This is a genomic window from Bacillus mycoides, from assembly GCF_000832605.1.
Lineage (GTDB): Bacteria > Bacillota > Bacilli > Bacillales > Bacillaceae_G > Bacillus_A > Bacillus_A mycoides.
Map to the genome: position 1 here is coordinate 3,276,673 of NZ_CP009692.1, position 17,503 is coordinate 3,294,175.

The following is a 17,503-nucleotide window of genomic DNA, read 5'->3' on the forward strand; positions in this document are numbered from 1 at the left end:
GATAACACGAAAATCCCTTCAGGATTACTGAAGGGACTTTTACACGTTTGTGAAAAGTGCCTTTATGTACAGTCTAAAACTATTTTTTCAGATTGCATTGCTCTAGAAGCTTTTCTAGCATTTCCAAAGTAACTGGTTGTGCCTTAGTAGTTAGTTGATACCCAATCCGTCCATTCGTTTCTACAGTTGCTTGTTGTAAATTCTTGATTTCATGTATACCTTTTTCTCTCAGATGCATAAATAATTGTTGTTCTGACATTTTCGCGCGTAATAAATTCTTTTTTAAGATGTCTCCGTTTTCTATAACAATAATGCTATTTCCATTTAGAAACTTTTCTACTTTTCGTGATTTCAATTCAAAAAAATGAATAATAAGTAAAACACCCGCAAAAATAAACGCAGCAAAAATAGATGGGCCTACTTTCCTACTTAAAATAGGTTCTACAATAATACGTCCTATAGAAACCACAATAATAATTTCAGCTCTCGTCATTTGGCTAACAGATTTACTACCTGTCAATTTTAAAACAATAATTCCAGTGAGGATTAAAATAATGCTTTCAAAAAGTATATTCATTACAGCCCAATCCTTTAATAGTGAATGTTACTAGTATTCCCATTAAAGGATTTTTATGATATTTTAAAGTATCCATTCACTTTACGTGCCTTATTCTTTGAAGCACCTCTCTCCCAGCTAGTAATGGTAAAGCATCAACTTTCTTCATTGCTTCTACTTGTGATTCGTTACGAATCATTGCATACACAGTATGACCTTCTTTTATTAGCATTGGTATTAAAGAACGTGCTGTTGCACCTGCCACAAAAATTTCCATATGTGTTTCTTCTTATTTTGAATATCTTAATTGAGACGAGACATATATAAGCTATGTATAATAATCAATATGAAAGATTCATCCAAAATTAAAGCTATAATGTTGGCTAGCAACCAATAGTGATAACATGATAATTGAATTTGATGGATATGGAATTAATGAGTATGTTATTGGTCATAACTGTTCTATCAGTAAGTTAAAAAAATGTTTTTTAACGTAAAAAATGAAGAGTTATCTAATGAGGAGCTTATAAATTTATTTTGTGTACGTTATCATTTTGAAAACATTCCAAAGTCATTACAAGAAGACATTAAGACCGATGTCGTCATTGACTTAGATACGGACTATATTTATATCCCTAATAGATAACAATAACCCAGTAAACTAAAATGGTTTAATGTAACTTACGATTCAGACAAGAATTTAATAAAATAAGTAATTGCCCAAATAGAAGTCGCGAATTGAGTGACAAAATACATTGTCCATTCGAAAGAAGTCAGTTTTCTCTCTCGTTTAATCTTCTTTAAGTATCTGTAAAATATTAATGTACTCAAAAACATAAGTAATAAAGAGAATTGTTGTAAATCATCGACTATACGTACCGCCATAGACTCCATCACCCTCCTATACAAAATATAGACTATACTTTAAGGATATCATTTTTTTGGTAATGATTCCCTATATATTTAATGAAGTTAAAAAATGTTTTATGCGATATATGTGTACAGATAATAAAGTTGTTTAATTTTGTTCTTAGAAATACATTAATCGCCTACTCATAAATTTGATGGGCGATTATTATTTTTGTTTAATAATTGCTTTATTTCAATCACGACATTAATAATAGGTTTTGGTCTAAATGATTCTTGCAAGGAATCTCCTAATCTTGGACTTACTGATTTGGAAAAATAAAATTATTATGATCGTCTCAATTACCATTATTTTGGAGAACAATGTGCTATTATATATTCGTAATCAATGAAATAATAAGAAAGAAGGGGTAGTTGTGGAAACAAAGATTATAGAAACAGAGAAGAAAATTGATTCGAAATCCCTTTTGGCTTTGGGATTATTAATTATTTCCGGGATTGTATATCAACTTTTCGCAGTGTTAGGAGATAATATACCTGAAGTATTGAGGATGATTTTTGAAGCTTTATGGAATCTTGTATTATGTGGAATTATAGGATACTATTTTTTAGGAAAAATATCATTAGAGCAATTTAAACATTTTAATTTCAAGACATTACTTTGGGGTTTGCCTTTAACAATTATCGTAGGTATGGCTTCCAACTTAATATTCAGTTACATTTTTGAACCTGCAACTAAAAATTCCGTTGCTGAAGTAATAAGTATTTCTATGATTTTATTCCGTGTACCCTTTATGTTAATGGGTGAAGAGTTGATTTGCACTAATATAATTATCGCATTACAAAAATTAGGATTAAAATTTGGCACGGCATCATTAATATGTAGTTTGTTGTTCGCTTTGTGGCATATTCCAGCTTATGGTTTTGTGCCAATGCAGTTATTACTAACTATAATCCCAATTAGATTAGCACTAAATTATATATGGAAAAATTCAAAAAGTATTTGGGTAAGTTGGATTTGTCACTTTATTTTTGACTGTATTTCATTTGTACCAATGCTTTTTAAATAACCATTTTATTTTTAAAAGGACTTTATTATTTGCGTATTGTATAAAGAACAAGAGCACTCAGCTATTGAGTGCTCTAAAAACATTAATTTTGATTCAAAACATTCTCCTCAAAATATTTCCCCCAATCTGGGCGTCTTCCATCCATATCTGTAAATCCATACTCTCTTCCTAATTCCCATGAACTTAACGCTCGTCCCGTTTTTTCATGAACATTTGGATCACTTGCTAAAGCTGCTACTGCTCTTCCAACAAAGAAAGGAGTTTCTGATGCGATAAAATGAGGGTCTTGTTTAGCTCCTTCTCGCCAATTCTCCTCTGTTACACCAAATATATCTAACATCGCTTCTGAACGAAGGAATCCTGGACTAACTGCGACAGCTGTAATATTGTGTTGTTCTAAATCTTTCGCCATAGCTTCTGCTAAATGAATTGTTGAGACTTTTGCTAAACTATAGTACAAATTACCTCGATATTGATAATCGACTCCATCTGTAATTTCAATAACAAGTCCCATTTTATTTTTCACCATTAATGGTACACCGTAATGGCTTGTCATTATATGAGAATGAACAGCTCTTTGTTGCATAAGTAGTCCGTTATGTAGGTTGTGTTCCCAGAAAGGTTTCTCCCATTCTGTTAAAGGATCGCCGCCCCAAACATCGTTTACTAAAATATCAAGCTGTCCATTTTGTTCGTCTTGAATCTTTGTAAATAATGCTTTAATATCTTCTTCTACCGTATGATCAACACGAACTGCGATTCCTTTTCCGCCTTGCTTTGTAACAAGCTCTGCCGTTTCTTCAATCGTTTCAGTTCTTCCCATACAGGATAAATTCCCTTTTGTACTTCTTCCTGTTACATATACAGTTGCACCGGCTTCACCAAGCATCATCGCAATACCTCTTCCGGCGCCTCGTGTTGCTCCGGCCACAACTGCTATTTTACCTTGTAATGGTTTCATGTGATTCTCCTTACTCTTTATAATCAAGTATAATTATTTTCGGTACCCCGTTCTGATTTTAAGAAGGGGTTAAAATAATATTAATTAAATTTGATTAGCATTGCACCCTATGCCTCGTTGTGCAGCAGCGAAGTTCATGCTTTTTTGTTCGAAATTAGCACATCTAAATAGTGCTGATTGTACATAACGCCTAATATGTTTCCGAAGGGATCAACTACGGAAGCCGTGATGAATCCCACGCCGCGCTCTGTAGGTCCCTCATACTCTTTTGCTCCCATAGACAGTAGCTTATTGAAAGTTGCTGTTACATCATCAACATGCCAGTACACTATAGAGCCAGATGGGCCAGTCACTGAATCAGCTGGCGCATAACGGCTATCGATTAAACCTAGCTCGTGTTGGTAATCGCCAATGCGAAATTCGGCATATCCTGGACGTTCAAAGTATGGTTCACTTCCTAATAGGTCAGCGTACCATTTCTTTGCGGCTGCTAGATTATCTGTCCAAAAACTAACTGTGGTTAGCCCTCGTAATGTCTGTGTATTGCTCATAATCGATCTCCTCCATAAGGTTGAGTAATATTTCCACATACTAAAACGAAATAACACCTTCTGAATTACCTTTAATTCACATATAAATAACCCATTCTCTTATCCATATTCAAGAAAATGCCCTTTTAATGGCAGATCATGAACGTAACGATTTTTTTGTAATTAAACAATAATATTGTGAATCAATAAGAGCAATACATACAAACAAGGCTATTCTATTCAAAACACGCCCCCTCATAATTTTTATTCTTTTTTAAACTGAAAATCCACACGGTTCGTTCGTTTTATTTCCCCAATTACTTTGCCAATCCCTTCTTCAATCTTTTCTTCTTTTACATTAGATACATTTAACTTTAACAATCTCTCTTTATGAAAGTTACTTAAATAATTTTTATCAATAGAATCTATGCTTATTTGACTCTTGCTTAAATTTTTAATAAATGTGTCCGTGACTATATTTTTTTTCAACTGTAAACAAGTGTGTATTCCAATTGGATCTACTGTTCTAGAAGTAAACAAATGTGGATTTTCATTTTGAACACCTTCTACTACTGCCGCTAGTTTTTTTGACCTATTGTAGTAAGATGCTTTTATTTTATGTTTATGCCGATCAAACATTCCGCTCTTTATGTAAATTTCTAAAGCAGCTTGCGAAATCATAGGACTATCGATATCTAAAATCTTTTTATACTTATAAAAGGCATCTGCAATGGATTGCGGGATGACTGCAACACCGACTCGCAAACCAGGAAAGATGATCTTCGAATAACTTTTTAAATATATAACATGATTACAATTATCTTGGCTGTAAAACGGATCTACTTTTGAATCAGTTTCTAAATCTGCTAAATAGTCGTCTTCTACTATAAATACATTATATTTCTTCGCAAGTTTAATAATCTTTTCTCTCTCTTTTTTAGAATACGAAGTTCCAAGTGGATGATGAAATCTTGGAGTTGTATAAAAGAATTTAATTTTTTCTGTGCTGAATATCCGCTCTAGTTCATTTAAATCTATCCCCTCATGCGTACGCTTAATTCCGATTACAGGAATGTTATTTGTTTCTACATATTCAATATATAAATGGTAACTTGGCTGTTCAATTAGAATCATATTATGTTCATTCGGAAATGGTATTGAAGTTAATATAGCAAGTGCTTGCTGCACACCTGACGTTATAAATATATTATCTTCCTTTGTGAAAACTTGATAGTTTGCTAACTGTTTTTGCACAACCGAAATTAAAGATGGTAACCCTTTCGGTGTTCCGTATATAAACAAATCATTCTTATAGGTATCAATCGCTTTATTAATGCAATGCTGAAAATCTAAGTATGGAAAAACATCTGGATCTGGGGCCGAAGAAGCGAAATCAATAATCTCGTTACTTTCTACGTAACTTCCAGATTTCTTAACAACGTAGTATCCACTTTGAGGTACAGAATAAATAATATGACGCTTTTCCAATTCATGCAGCGCTCGTATTACAGTCGCCTTATTACATTCATATTGTGTAACAAGCGACCGTATAGACGGTAATTTCTTTCCTTCTTTTATCTCACCATTTTGAATCATACTTTCTAAGTCGTTCAAAACATGTAAATATTTATACATCATTACACCTCCTATTTTTTTGTACCGGTACAGTTTGTATTTGTTCACATTGTAGCACTAGATCAGAAGGATTACTATGTACGTATACTGGCCAGTAAGAAATCAACTACTATGAGGTGGAATTATGACAAATACAACAAAAGCATATATATCAGCATTACTCTATTCATTTATTATTGGGTTTTCATTTATGTTTGTGAAACTAGCACTAACCATTACGAGTCCTCTTGATACTCTGGCTCACCGTTTTACAGTTGCCTTCATAGCAGCAACCATTCCGGTTATTTTCGGTTTTGTAAAGTTAAATATATCATTTAAAAACATACTTACACTTTTACCACTCGCAATATTTTATCCAGCATTGTTCTTTGCTTTCCAAGCATTTGGCTTAGTATATACAAGTTCATCTGAAGCTGGAATTATACAAGCAGCGATCCCTATATTTACGATGATACTAGCTTCCTATTTTTTAAAAGAATATACGAATACATGGCAAAAAACATCAGTATGTATTTCTGTCATAGGTGTCATTTATATATTTGTTATGAATGGTATAGGGGCTCATGAAACGAGCTTTATCGGTGTTATTCTCATTTTATTATCGGCATTATCATCTGCTTGCTACAATGTATTAGCTCGAAAAATGACAAAGAAATTCAAGCTGATGGATTTAACATACACAATGACAGCAATCGGTTTTATTAGTTTTAATTTCATCGCAATCATTGACCATATGAACAAAGGTACAATAACTGTATACTTTAAGCCATTTACGAATGGAACATTCCTTATCTCCATTTTATATTTAGGATTACTATCTTCCTTACTGACAGCATTATTATTAAACTATTCACTATCTTATATTGAAGCAGCCAAAATAAGTGTTTTTAGCAACTTATCTACACTTATTACCATTATCGCAGGCGTTGTATTCTTACACGAGCAAATTGCCTACTATCATATTGTCGGTACACTTATGATTGTTCTTGGAGTAATAGGCACAAATTTTCTAGGAAAAAAAGGAATCATAGCGAAAAAGAAGAATACCTCCTTGAGTAAATAAAAAGTGAGGGGTAAATAATGCAGAACTCTAATACGATGGATATCCGTAATATACATGAGCTAGAGAACGAATTATCTACTTTATTAAGTAAACCCATTTCTTCAGGAGAAGATTTAGAAAATTGGCTGAAAACACAGTCGAAATTAATATGGGAAATCGAAGAACAATTGAGATCACACTATATTGACTTTCAATGTAATACAGATAACAAAGAAATAAAAGATACGTTTGAATATGATCAACAATATGTAAGGCCTCTTTTGAAACGTTATCAAAATTCCTTTGATAATAAATATTTAGAGTCACCATTTCGAATGCAACTTGATCCAAAAACTTATAGCTTACTAGATAAAAAAATAAAAAATGCGCAAACATTATTTTGTGAAAAGAACATTGATTTAGAAGTAAAAGAAGACAAATTAGTAACCGAGTACTTCGAAATTACAGGCAGTTTGACTGCACTATGGGATGGCGAAGAAAAAACAATTACTGAACTACAGTCTTACTTACAAAATCCGAATCGTGATATACGAAAAAAAGCAAAAACGCTCATTTCTGAAAAATTCTTATCTGTTGAAAATAATTTACAACATATTTTAAATGAATTAATTGCAATCCGTCACCAAAAGGCAAAAAACATTCAATTAGATAATTATCGTGATTATATGTTTAAAAAACATGAACGTTTTGATTATACGGCTGATGATTGCTATGAACTTGCAGAATCCGTTCGTAAATACGTTGTGCCACTTATTGATAATATATTTAATGAGAAAAAAGCTGAACTTCAAGTAGATACACTTCGTCCGTGGGATCTAAAAGCAGCCGCACCAAATCAAAAAGTATTAAAACCCATTGAAGACGAGAGTGATTTAATCGAAAAAAGTTCTCATATTTTACAAAAACTAGACCCAGAATTTTCTGCATTATTGAGCCGTATGCATAAAAATGATTGCTTAGATTTAGAAAGTCGTAAAGGAAAAGCACCTGGAGGATTTTGCGAACACTTACCTGCTTCTCAATTATCTTTTATTTTTATGAATCTCAATCATACACATTATGATGTTACTACTTTCCTCCATGAAATGGGCCATAGTATTCATAATGAATGTATGAAGCAGCTAAAGCTACAAAAATATTTAGAAATCCCTTCAGAATCAGCTGAGCTAGCCAGCATGACAATGGAATTGTTTTCGATGGAGTATTGGGATACATTTTATGAGAATACAGAAGAATTTATAAAAGCAAAATTAGATTTCTTTAAAGATATTGTTAAGTATTTACCACAAATGCTTATCGTTGATCAATTCCAACATTGGATGTATGAAAATCCAAATCATACTGCTAAAGAAAGAAATGAAAAATATTTAGAATTACATAACACTTACCAATCGAATGTGGTAAATATTGAAGGTTATGAAAACTGGATAGCAACTGGCTGGTTACCTGTACTACACATATTCGAAATACCCTTCTATTATATTGAATATGCAATCGCGCAACTTGGTGCATTGCAAATGTATAAACAATATAAAAAGAATCCTAAACAAGCACTACAAAATTACAAAAAAGCATTATCTCTAGGTAGCTCTGAATCCTTACCAGAGGTATATGAAGCAGCTGGAATTCGTTTTGATTTTTCTAGTGAGACAATAAAAGAATTAATGGCATTTGTAGAAGAGGAATTGGAATTACTTAAACAAATATAAGTAAAAAAGATGCACCTAAAAGGATAGGTGCATCTTTTTTACTGTATTCTCTTCTAATTAGTTTCAATTTTCATCTCGCTTTATTAATAAGCTCTATATATTGTACGTCCCCATATCCTATTGTTGGAAAAAGATTAAATAACCTTTTTAATAACTCTTGTGTTGGTAAATCTTTATTTTTGGAGATATACTTTACTACTACATTATTTTCTTTTAGCATCTCTAAATATAAATCTATCGCCTGATACATTACAGGTAGTATCTCATGAGATGGCTTTTTTTGATTTACTAGAACTTGATTATAAACTGAAAAATAGTTTCCTAATTCAAGTTCAATTTGACTTACTTTAAATCCATCCTCTCTGAAGCTATTTAAGTATACTTTTCCCTTATAATCAGACTGTTCAAGATAAGAAAGTACGGTAAGTAGATTCATTTGGCAAAACATATCCTCACCAAACCATAAAACGATACATTTATACTCTTTCTTAAAAAGATTCTCTAAAGGATGAATAACCTTTTTTATATAATTTTCTACAGTACCTTGATGTCCTTCTGCCCTTGTTTTAATAAACTCATCATCAAAAATCTGTGCAGTAGTCGCATTTACACACATAGCTTCATTAAATGGAGCGTAATCAGATTCCCCCATTAGTCTTTCACTTTTAAATTCTTCATACATAAATTGACCATTTAATATGTTTAGTACATCTTTATCAAACAGCTCACTCTTCGCATTTCGTAACTGATTAACTTCAACTTTTCTAGAAAAATTCATTCTATCCCACTCCTTGCCATCATTGATTGAGAGTTTAATAAATGATTGAACCGGTATTTTGTTAAGTTGGAATTTCCCTGGGGTTATACCAAAAACAGTTTTAAATGCTCTACTATAAGCCTCTTGCGAAGAGTAATCGTAATCAAATGCGATATCAATTATCTTTCTATCATTCGTCAAATCTTCCGTTGATAAATACAATCTTCTAAGAAGAATATATCGTCTAATACTTATCCCTGTTACTTGATGAAATTTAAACGAACAGAAGTAAGGAGAATACCCCATATAATCAGATAATTTATCTAATGAAAACTCCTTTTTTAAATTGCCCTCAATCCATTCAATCATTAGCTGTATATGTTCATTCATTTATCTCCCTCCTCACTAAATATTATAAGAAGTATCCACTTCTTTCTTTTGATATTTCTTGTGGTTTATAACATTAACCACCCTCTAGAACCTTTAAATATCATATGTAATTACTCATTTCATATTTTTTCAGCTATCTTATTTTGTCATACATTTACTTTTCAATAAAGTGAAACTTTAATCAGTGGGGAGCTTGTTCCTCCCCACTGATTATTATCCCATACTAATCGGACTTTTACGGGATAAATCTTTTTTAAAGGATTCTACCAAATAAAACACGAAATTTGTAAGTTAATGAACTAGTAGTTTTGTGAGTGGAAAATTTATGTTTGGAAAGGAAGTTAAAATGAATAATATAGAAAAAGAGATACTTAAACTAATTAATAAACTATATCCATTGGATTTTATTGAAATGAAACCAATAACAAATGAAATGTATCAATGTCTCACAGCACAAGGTACTTACTTCGTTAGAATTACAAACTATAAAACATATGAAGAGCAATTAGAAGAAGTTACATATACGAAATTTTTATATCAAAAGGGCTTAGGAGTCCCTCCCATAATACCTTCTTTAAAGGGGAATTTAGTAGAGAAAATAACATTAGACAAAGAAGTTTTTGCTGTATTATATAAAGCTGCTCCTGGTATACATTTACCAAGAAACGAATGGAATTCTAATGTATTTAAAAAGCTTGGTCAACAAATTGGTAAATTACATCGTGCATCTAAAAATTTTGAAAGTATTGAACCAGTAAAACATATAAACGACTGGTATCAAAATGAAGAGTATAATTTTCTTAACTATATCCCAAAAGAAGAGACTACTATAAGAGAAATTGCATCTGACGTTTTAACTTCTATAAAGGAGCTGCCAAAGTCCACTTCAAATTACGGCTTAATTCATGGAGATTTATGGTTAGAAAACATATTAGTGGACAATGATTTAAATTTAACAATGATTGATTTTCAAGACTGTGAAAAACATTTTTACATATTCGATTTAGCTGTTCCAGTCTATAGCGCGATAGAATATTCTTTCGTTGGGAATGGCAACATAGTCGACTATGAGAATTCTATTACAAAAGCAATAATCGACGGATACCAGGAGGAAAATGATCTACCTACAGAAATGATAGAGCAGCTTCCATTGTTTATTAAATTAAAGGAGATATTCGAATATAGTTTAATGCATATGTATTGGAATAAAGAAGAGTTAACTGAGGAACAAGTACGGATAATGAACCTTTATAGAATAAAGATTGAAAAAAGCCATTCTTTAAACACAGTTGGTTTCCTATGAAGTACACCCAATTGTTACATTAAGTTTAACAATTGGGTGTACTTTTCTATAGATAAGTTTTCTTCAAAAGACAAAATACAAGGAGCGAAACGATATTTAATCGTACAGTGGCACCTATTTTTCAATCCATTCAACGGATTTATCTAACTTAATACCATCCTCGATATTACTTTCTTCCAAAGTATTTGCCCTAGCTTGAATACAAATAAAATAGAGAGGTTCACTTGAATTGTTACGCCAAATTCTTTCCCCCTCTTGTGCCACCCTTATGACAGTACCCTCTTTGATTTCAAGAATTTCATCATCAATCTTGAATTCCCCTTGTCCTTTGACGAAGATATACAGCTCTTCATTTTCTCTATGCTTATGATAAAAGGGCATTGAAATGCCTGGAGGGAAAACATTTAGTGAAACTTCCATCCCTGTACATTGTAAGTCATCTTTAAGAAATACCTTTCCAGGAGCTTTAAATGGATTTCCATTTTTATATTGAAGCAGATCCTCCCACTTTCCTACTTGAACAGCACTAAAATTTTTACCTTCCATTGTTGAATTAACAAATTGACTCATTTGTATTCTCCTCTCATATTTGTTTTCCATAATTCGACTTTTAATTCTCTAATAAATGAATAAATCCTCTCACAAAAAGAAACCGAATAGTCTCTTTTTCACGGTAAAAAAACGGCTCAATTAGCCATAATATGTTATTAAGAAGTTTATTAGTAAAGATTGTTTTTTACATATTTATTTATCTCTACATTTATTTTATTTAGAATTTCTAAAAAACGAAGCAATCCAATTTTTATTAATTAATATTTATTTAAAATTGTAAATTAAGGCCTCAGCAGCTTCCATCACAATCTCACTTAAAGTTAGTTGAGCATGTGGTGTTAATGCAATATCTTCAACTGTCATGCCTGATTCAATTGCTAAACCCATTTCGGCAATTATTTCTGATGCACCATTACCCACGATTTGAGCACCTACTAATACACCATCTTCTTTACGCACCAATAGCCTCAAGAACCCTTTTCCTTCATTTGATACAAGTGCACGACCGTTTGCTGAAAATGGGGATTGAATCACTTTTACTTCCATGCCTTCTGCCTTTGCTCGCTCTTCAGTATAACCAACTGTAGCTAATTCAGGATTTGTGAAACAAACTGCTGGAATTGCCAAGTAATCAACACATGATAGTTCACCAGAAATAGCTTCAACAGCTACTTTTCCTTCGTAAAATGCTTTATGTGCAAGCTGTGGACCAGCAATAATATCACCGATAGCAAAAATGTTCGGAAGGTTAGTACGGCATTGTTGATCAACTTTTAATAAACCGCGGTCAGAAAACTCAATACCGATTTTTTCAAAACCCATATTTTCAGTATTAGGACGACGGCCAACCGTTACTAATACGTAATCAGCGTCAACTTTCTTTTCTTCACCACCAATTTCGTAGGTAACAATTACACCATTTTCAACTTCTTCAACACCTTTAGCGGATGCATCTACTATTACTGTAACACCTTTGTTTATAAGGTCTTCTTTCACAATTTGAGTCATTTGTTTATCGAAGCCAGTTAAAATATCTTTACCTCCTTCAATAATTGTTACTATAGAACCGAGGGAAGCGTAAGCAGAGCCCAATTCAGTACCAATGTAACCACCACCGATTACAACCAATTTACTTGGAACTTCAGTTAAACTAAGTACACCTGTAGAGTTAATCACACGTTTTGTAAATTTAAATGTTGGAATTTCAACTGGGCGTGATCCAGTAGCTATAATTGCATTTTTAAATGTATATGTTTGAGCTGCATCTTTATTGGTTACTCGTATAGTGTTAGCATCCATGAAATAAGCTTCACCTTTTATCACTTCTACTTTATTGCTTTTTAATAACCCTTCTACACCACCTACTAATTTCTTTACAACGTTGTTTTTAAATTCTTGTACTTTTGCAAAATCAACATTTACACCAGAAGAAAAAATACCCATATTTTCTGAATGCTTTGTTTCCTCAAAACGATGACCTACAGAAATAAGTGCCTTAGATGGAATGCAGCCGACGTTAGCACATACGCCACCAAGATTCTCTCTTTCTATAATTGCCACTTGTTTCCCTAATTGTGAAGCTCTTATTGCAGCAACATATCCTCCAGGTCCAGAGCCAATTACGATTGTTTCTATTTCTCTCATATCCTTTTTCACACTCCTCCAAAAATTAGAAACAGGTAGGCCGAAATTGTTCATACTCTACACATTTTTCAATTTACTATTTTGTATTAGTACCATTCTTCTCTCAACCGTTTTTTCATAGTTCCATCATGGAATTTCTATTAAGTGATCACCCCCTCAAAAAAGAAACCGAACAGTCTCTTTTTTGCGATAAAAATTACGGCTTACTTGGCCGTAATTTGTTTTTCCAATTCATCTAAAAGTCGTGACGATACTGTATCAATATAGACTGTATCTTGGTATAAGCGTGACAAGGCAAGTGCTCCTTCAAGAGAAGAAATCCAGATGATAGCAATCTGCTTTGCTTGAGTATCTGATCTTAACTCCCCTTGCTCAATTCCATTCGTAATAATCTTTTCAATCATTCCAAGTAATTGATTCATCGCTATCTGTGCTTGTTCTGCCATAAGTGGGTGGGAATCATCTGCTTCTAACGTTACATTCATGATTGGACAGCCTCCTGGAAGAGGATCATTATGAACGAGAGATGTAAAAACTGAGATAAAACTTTTTAACTTATCAAATGTAGTGGATGCTTTTTTTATTTCTTCAATATAACGCACTCCCATTTGTGAAGTTGCGTGCTGAAAGGCTTGAACAGCCAAGTCATCTTTATTTTTAAAGTGACGATAAATACCACCCTTCTCTAGCCCAGTCTCTCGCATAATATCAGAAATTGAAGAACCACTATACCCCTTTATATTAAACAGAGCAGAGGAACGATCAAGAATCATTCTTTTTGTTAATTCACCTTTACGCATAGTGTCCTCCTAAAAGAAAACATTTGGTCTCTTTTTAGTATATGACAAACCGAAAAGAATTAGCAAGAAAAATAACGGAGAGAATCAATGAGTAAAAAAATAAATGATTCACTATTTTAATAGGGATCAAAATAAATACTTGAAAACATCTTTTATTTACAGAGGTGTACTCTCTGCCAATCTAGCTGCGCTAATAATAGGAGCCCACTGGAAAATTTCATCTCTTAATAAACCTGTTTTTTTGCAATATATATGTAAATACATTTCAGCTAATTCCTCTGAATTCTGTGAATACAATAAGTATGTCCGAAACACATCTGCACGAATATCACCTGAACTAGCATCAACCCAATCTATAATATTCACATCACCATTACTCATAATTAAATTAAACGGATGAAAATCACCATGACATAATCTAGGTTCAAATGTGATTGAATCTAACTTTTTTAATATATTTCCCTTTTGTTTTTCATCCAGATCATGTACGGAGTTAATTTGACGATAAAGCCTCTTTTCCATCAGCTCTATTTCATCCGATCTCACATAGATCGCATGAATCTTTTGTTGTACACTAACACATATACTTATGTAATGCTCCGCTTTACTCAAATTATTAAGCAAAAGCTCACCAACACTTTCCCCTTCTACATATTCCATAATAATAGCTTGTCTACCTTGTATCTCTGTAACTTCAAATACTTTAGGAACGTGTAAACCACATGAATATGCATACTTTTGTTTTCGTGCTTCGTATAGAGATTCTGTATTAGGGAGGTATTCTTTAAACAATTTCACAACTTTATTATCACAAAGATAAATTTCAGCCGTATTTCCTTTGGCTATCGGATTTCCTAGATTCAATTCATTTCTCTCCTTACAGTAAATTAGAATAACGCCTTATAGTCCTCTATAAATTCAGTGTAATTATACTGAAACCCTTCTTCATGAAAATGAAAAAAACTTACCCCTCCCTATAATTATATAGAAAGTGGTAAGTTTAATTTTCTAGGAATATCGGAATGAAACTCCGGTGTATGCAAAACAGAAAATGAATACCCTTGTTGAATAAACAATACTTCAGTATGTTTACTTTCAAATGGAACACCATTTTTCTTAAAGTTATTTTGGATTTGTTGTAAAAACGCATGATCCGGTGTTCCGAATGAAACATGTACTTTCGGTGGTAAAGCTTTCATCGCGATTGGAATCCACGGTCGCTGCCACCAGGTTGCAACGATATATGCAGTGCCACCTATTACAAAGTTAAAAATATCCCCATCTTCCTTCGTTTTCATGTCTAGATTTGATTTCAACCATTCCGTAAATACAGGTACACTTTTAACCGGAAGACCAATTTCCCTTACGTATAAAATGTTTAACGGTGAATGCGGGACTAATACATCTTCTTTAACATAACTATGTGCAATAATTTCGAGAAGATTTCCATCACCATCTTTAAAGTATAAATTGAATAGACCATTCTCCTCACCAATTGTATGACCATCTTTCCATTTCACAATGAGTAATCCAGACTCTTTAAGCCATTTTGCCGTTTCATGAAACTTTGAATATGGGATCTCAAAAGCGAAATGCGCAGGTGCAATTGGTTCATATACTTCTTGAAAACTAATTGTTGTATACGGTGTTACTTCAAATTGAATATATGATGCGATTTCTTTTTTTATTGGAAAAGATAATATGTCTTTATAGACTTGTTTTACCCCTTCTATAGAAACCGTTTGTAGTTTTATATCTGATATATGTGTAATCACTTTACATTCCCCCTTGTTTCTTATTATCTATTCTTATTGTATTACACTTATAAATAGATAAAATCAAACCGAAGGGTGGATTTTTCATGTAAAAACTACAACTTTAGTATGAATATGTTAGCTCCAATTACTTTTTATTTCCTCTATAACAACTTCTGGTTTATCCCAGTGTAACAAATGTGTAGTATCAGAGATTAATTTTACTTTCGCGCCAGTTTTTAACTTGAAAATCCTCACTGTTTTATCTCTATATTCATCCCATATTTGTGGAACTGTAGCTCGAAGCAATATAATATTAGATGGTAACTTCTCGTAAATATCTATCGTTTCATCTTTATGCATACCTCTTATTATATTACCAGCTGTTGTACCTCTCGCATGCCAACATACTTTATTATCCATTTCAATCCCTAGGTCTTTTACAGCAACTTCTAATAATGGAGACCACCTAGTATATGCTTCTTTTTCACTTTTGAAAAATCCACCCCAATTATTAAAAATATATTCTTCAAAATCCTTTTCGTAATACGCGATTTCCTCTTCAAGCGTTTCTTCTTGAAGCCTTTTTGTTTGATATCCACCATCAATAAGAATACTTCCTAGTACTTTTTCTGGATTATTTAATAAATAAAATAGTGCTACAAAACTTCCCCACGAATGTGATAAAAAATAGAAATGTTCAATTCTCAGTTCATTTATTATTTCATTTAACCAGTTTGCTAAATTCAGCATCTCATAATCTTCCGTTCTTTCAAAGGGCGGTGTTTTACCATGCCCTGGTGCATCAATGGAGATAAATCTATACTCTTCCTTTAATTCCTCTGCAATTTCTATAAAACTTAAACTCGTACTACCTAACCCATGTAAACAAAAGATAACGGACTTTTCATTATTTCTCCACTCAGTAATATGTGCGTTTATTTTTTCGTTGTTAATATAGTAACGTTTCAAAATAATTATCCCCTATATTTCAATTTTTAGATTACCACTTTACCTATTTCTATGATTTTTAAGTTTTCCCTGCATTCTTTTCCACAAAAAAAGCTGATTTTCTTTTAAAGAAAATCAGCTTTTACGTTAAAATACACTATGATTTAACAGCAATAATCATAAACCTTTTTGAATTCGTACGAATACCTTTTTCGGAACTATTAGCGTCAATGAACTTTTGTAAAATATTAAAGTCCTCTTCTTTTTCTCCAAATCTAGGAATAATAGGCGTATGTTTTAATAAGAAAATAAGATCCTCAGGAGTACTGTAATAATCAGTAACATCATATTCACGTACTTGTACGAGTTCAAATCCTGCACTAATAAGTTCACCCATATAATTATCTTTTAACGTACCATCTCTTTCACCTAAACATTGCCCTCTACCAAATGCTTCTTTAAGATTTAATTTATCATGTTCGCTAACTTGTTGTGTTAAGAAAAAAGCACCTTTTTTCATTACTTTTGCCAATTCAGATGCTACAAACGGCGCATGACAACTTGAAGTAATATCAAAATGAGCATGCGGAAACGTTAAAAATTCCGAATCCATTTGAAGAAATTCAACATTTTGTATACCTGCTTTATTCAAATTGGAATGTGCTGTTTTGATCATTCCATTAGAATTATCTATTCCAATCAGTAATGCAGCTGAAGATGCTATTTTTAATATATTCTCTCCTCCACCTGTGCCAACATCAAGTAGAATATCTGATGGTTTACATCTTTCTTGCACTTCGCCATAAAAGTCCCAAGTGTCACCTACAGTTTCACACTTTAGCTTACTAAAGTCCCACCCATTTAATCGTCCCACTTTATCATAAAAACTTTTATACTCTAATTCATTCATTTTATTATTTCCCCTTTGTAAAAATGCATTAACTGTTTAGATGATTCTCGA

Annotated in this window: 17 protein-coding genes and 2 pseudogenes; 5 read left to right on the top strand and 14 right to left on the bottom strand. The window is 32.5% G+C overall.

Translation table 11 applies throughout. The features are described 5' to 3' along the window. Positions 1-79: 79 nt before the first annotated feature. On the bottom strand, positions 80-577 hold the full coding sequence (locus BG05_RS18775; protein ID WP_033733993.1) for a DUF421 domain-containing protein: 498 nt from the start codon (positions 575-577) through the stop codon (positions 80-82). After that, a pseudogene (locus tag BG05_RS18780) lies at positions 561-833 on the bottom strand (hypothetical protein). Before BG05_RS18780 ends, BG05_RS18775 begins: the two are co-directional and overlap by 17 nt. A gap of 127 nt (positions 834-960) precedes the next feature. Here BG05_RS18780 and BG05_RS31620 point away from each other — a divergent pair. Next, positions 961-1,202: pseudogene (locus BG05_RS31620) on the top strand (hypothetical protein). A 35-nt stretch (positions 1,203-1,237) separates the two neighbouring features. On the opposite strand, the gene BG05_RS18785 reads toward BG05_RS31620, so the two are convergent. Then, the gene (locus BG05_RS18785; protein WP_000290880.1) at positions 1,238-1,441 is read right to left on the bottom strand and encodes a hypothetical protein; all 204 of its coding nucleotides are present in this window, start codon (positions 1,439-1,441) and stop codon (positions 1,238-1,240) included. A 398-nt stretch (positions 1,442-1,839) separates the two neighbouring features. Between BG05_RS18785 and BG05_RS18790 the strand changes: the two genes are divergently transcribed. After that, positions 1,840-2,493: a CPBP family intramembrane glutamic endopeptidase gene (locus BG05_RS18790; RefSeq protein ID WP_003189425.1), complete on the top strand. Its 654-nt coding sequence runs from the start codon at positions 1,840-1,842 to the stop codon at positions 2,491-2,493. Positions 2,494-2,575: 82 nt separating this feature from the next. Here BG05_RS18790 and BG05_RS18795 read toward each other — a convergent pair whose 3' ends face one another. The 3 genes from BG05_RS18795 to BG05_RS18805 form a co-directional block, all read right to left on the bottom strand. Beyond that, a complete protein-coding gene (locus tag BG05_RS18795) occupies positions 2,576-3,454 on the bottom strand; it encodes an SDR family oxidoreductase (protein WP_002168316.1) in 879 nt (292 codons plus the stop codon). Between the two features lie 134 nt (positions 3,455-3,588). Further along, the gene (locus tag BG05_RS18800) at positions 3,589-4,005 is read right to left on the bottom strand and encodes a VOC family protein (protein WP_033733991.1); all 417 of its coding nucleotides are present in this window, start codon (positions 4,003-4,005) and stop codon (positions 3,589-3,591) included. A 243-nt stretch (positions 4,006-4,248) separates the two neighbouring features. Next, positions 4,249-5,619 (bottom strand): aminotransferase-like domain-containing protein, encoded by a 1,371-nt coding sequence (locus BG05_RS18805; protein ID WP_002127535.1) that lies wholly within the window; start codon positions 5,617-5,619, stop codon positions 4,249-4,251. A gap of 124 nt (positions 5,620-5,743) precedes the next feature. Between BG05_RS18805 and BG05_RS18810 the strand changes: the two genes are divergently transcribed. After that, positions 5,744-6,682, top strand: coding sequence for a DMT family transporter (locus BG05_RS18810; protein WP_000185903.1), 939 nt, complete (start codon positions 5,744-5,746; stop codon positions 6,680-6,682). A 17-nt stretch (positions 6,683-6,699) separates the two neighbouring features. Beyond that, the gene (locus BG05_RS18815) at positions 6,700-8,391 is read left to right on the top strand and encodes a M3 family oligoendopeptidase (RefSeq protein ID WP_016127031.1); all 1,692 of its coding nucleotides are present in this window, start codon (positions 6,700-6,702) and stop codon (positions 8,389-8,391) included. Positions 8,392-8,461: 70 nt separating this feature from the next. On the opposite strand, the gene BG05_RS18820 is transcribed toward BG05_RS18815, so the two are convergent. Next, the gene (locus BG05_RS18820) at positions 8,462-9,538 is read right to left on the bottom strand and encodes a helix-turn-helix domain-containing protein (RefSeq protein WP_003189417.1); all 1,077 of its coding nucleotides are present in this window, start codon (positions 9,536-9,538) and stop codon (positions 8,462-8,464) included. A 325-nt stretch (positions 9,539-9,863) separates the two neighbouring features. On the opposite strand from BG05_RS18820, the gene BG05_RS18825 reads away from it, so the two are divergent. Next, positions 9,864-10,841: a phosphotransferase enzyme family protein gene (locus BG05_RS18825; protein WP_003189416.1), complete on the top strand. Its 978-nt coding sequence runs from the start codon at positions 9,864-9,866 to the stop codon at positions 10,839-10,841. A gap of 114 nt (positions 10,842-10,955) precedes the next feature. Here the strand turns inward: BG05_RS18825 and BG05_RS18830 are convergent, their stop codons facing one another. The 7 genes from BG05_RS18830 to BG05_RS18860 form a co-directional block, all read right to left on the bottom strand. Further along, positions 10,956-11,411: a cupin domain-containing protein gene (locus BG05_RS18830; protein WP_002127529.1), complete on the bottom strand. Its 456-nt coding sequence runs from the start codon at positions 11,409-11,411 to the stop codon at positions 10,956-10,958. A 246-nt stretch (positions 11,412-11,657) separates the two neighbouring features. Beyond that, positions 11,658-13,037 (bottom strand): dihydrolipoyl dehydrogenase, encoded by a 1,380-nt coding sequence (gene lpdA / locus BG05_RS18835; RefSeq protein ID WP_016127028.1) that lies wholly within the window; start codon positions 13,035-13,037, stop codon positions 11,658-11,660. Between the two features lie 203 nt (positions 13,038-13,240). Then, entirely contained in the window at positions 13,241-13,837 is a 597-nt protein-coding gene (locus BG05_RS18840; protein WP_002127527.1) for a TetR/AcrR family transcriptional regulator, read from the bottom strand. A 156-nt stretch (positions 13,838-13,993) separates the two neighbouring features. Further along, entirely contained in the window at positions 13,994-14,701 is a 708-nt protein-coding gene (locus tag BG05_RS18845; protein ID WP_003189412.1) for an aminoglycoside phosphotransferase family protein, read from the bottom strand. Positions 14,702-14,817: 116 nt separating this feature from the next. Further along, positions 14,818-15,612, bottom strand: a complete 795-nt coding sequence (locus BG05_RS18850; protein ID WP_003189410.1) for a VOC family protein — start codon at positions 15,610-15,612, stop codon at positions 14,818-14,820. Between the two features lie 117 nt (positions 15,613-15,729). Further along, the gene (locus BG05_RS18855) at positions 15,730-16,563 is read right to left on the bottom strand and encodes an alpha/beta hydrolase (RefSeq protein ID WP_003189408.1); all 834 of its coding nucleotides are present in this window, start codon (positions 16,561-16,563) and stop codon (positions 15,730-15,732) included. A 136-nt stretch (positions 16,564-16,699) separates the two neighbouring features. After that, complete coding sequence (locus BG05_RS18860) at positions 16,700-17,452, bottom strand: class I SAM-dependent methyltransferase (RefSeq protein WP_003189406.1); 753 nt, start codon at positions 17,450-17,452, stop codon at positions 16,700-16,702. Positions 17,453-17,503 lie beyond the last annotated feature (51 nt).

Bases quoted from the DNA above. Each gene is read 5' to 3' on its own strand.
- BG05_RS18775 (WP_033733993.1), bottom strand. From the start codon at position 577: ATGAATATACTTTTTGAAAGCATTATTTTAATCCTCACTGGAATTATT.
- BG05_RS18825 (WP_003189416.1), top strand. From the start codon at position 9,864: ATGTTTGGAAAGGAAGTTAAAATGAATAATATAGAAAAAGAGATACTT.
- BG05_RS18810 (WP_000185903.1), top strand. From the start codon at position 5,744: ATGACAAATACAACAAAAGCATATATATCAGCATTACTCTATTCATTT.
- BG05_RS18860 (WP_003189406.1), bottom strand. From the start codon at position 17,452: ATGAATGAATTAGAGTATAAAAGTTTTTATGATAAAGTGGGACGATTA.
- BG05_RS18830 (WP_002127529.1), bottom strand. From the start codon at position 11,411: ATGAGTCAATTTGTTAATTCAACAATGGAAGGTAAAAATTTTAGTGCT.
- BG05_RS18785 (WP_000290880.1), bottom strand. From the start codon at position 1,441: ATGGCGGTACGTATAGTCGATGATTTACAACAATTCTCTTTATTACTT.
- BG05_RS18840 (WP_002127527.1), bottom strand. From the start codon at position 13,837: ATGCGTAAAGGTGAATTAACAAAAAGAATGATTCTTGATCGTTCCTCT.
- BG05_RS18800 (WP_033733991.1), bottom strand. From the start codon at position 4,005: ATGAGCAATACACAGACATTACGAGGGCTAACCACAGTTAGTTTTTGG.
- BG05_RS18815 (WP_016127031.1), top strand. From the start codon at position 6,700: ATGCAGAACTCTAATACGATGGATATCCGTAATATACATGAGCTAGAG.
- BG05_RS18820 (WP_003189417.1), bottom strand. From the start codon at position 9,538: ATGAATGAACATATACAGCTAATGATTGAATGGATTGAGGGCAATTTA.
- BG05_RS18795 (WP_002168316.1), bottom strand. From the start codon at position 3,454: ATGAAACCATTACAAGGTAAAATAGCAGTTGTGGCCGGAGCAACACGA.
- lpdA (WP_016127028.1), bottom strand. From the start codon at position 13,037: ATGAGAGAAATAGAAACAATCGTAATTGGCTCTGGACCTGGAGGATAT.
- BG05_RS18805 (WP_002127535.1), bottom strand. From the start codon at position 5,619: ATGTATAAATATTTACATGTTTTGAACGACTTAGAAAGTATGATTCAA.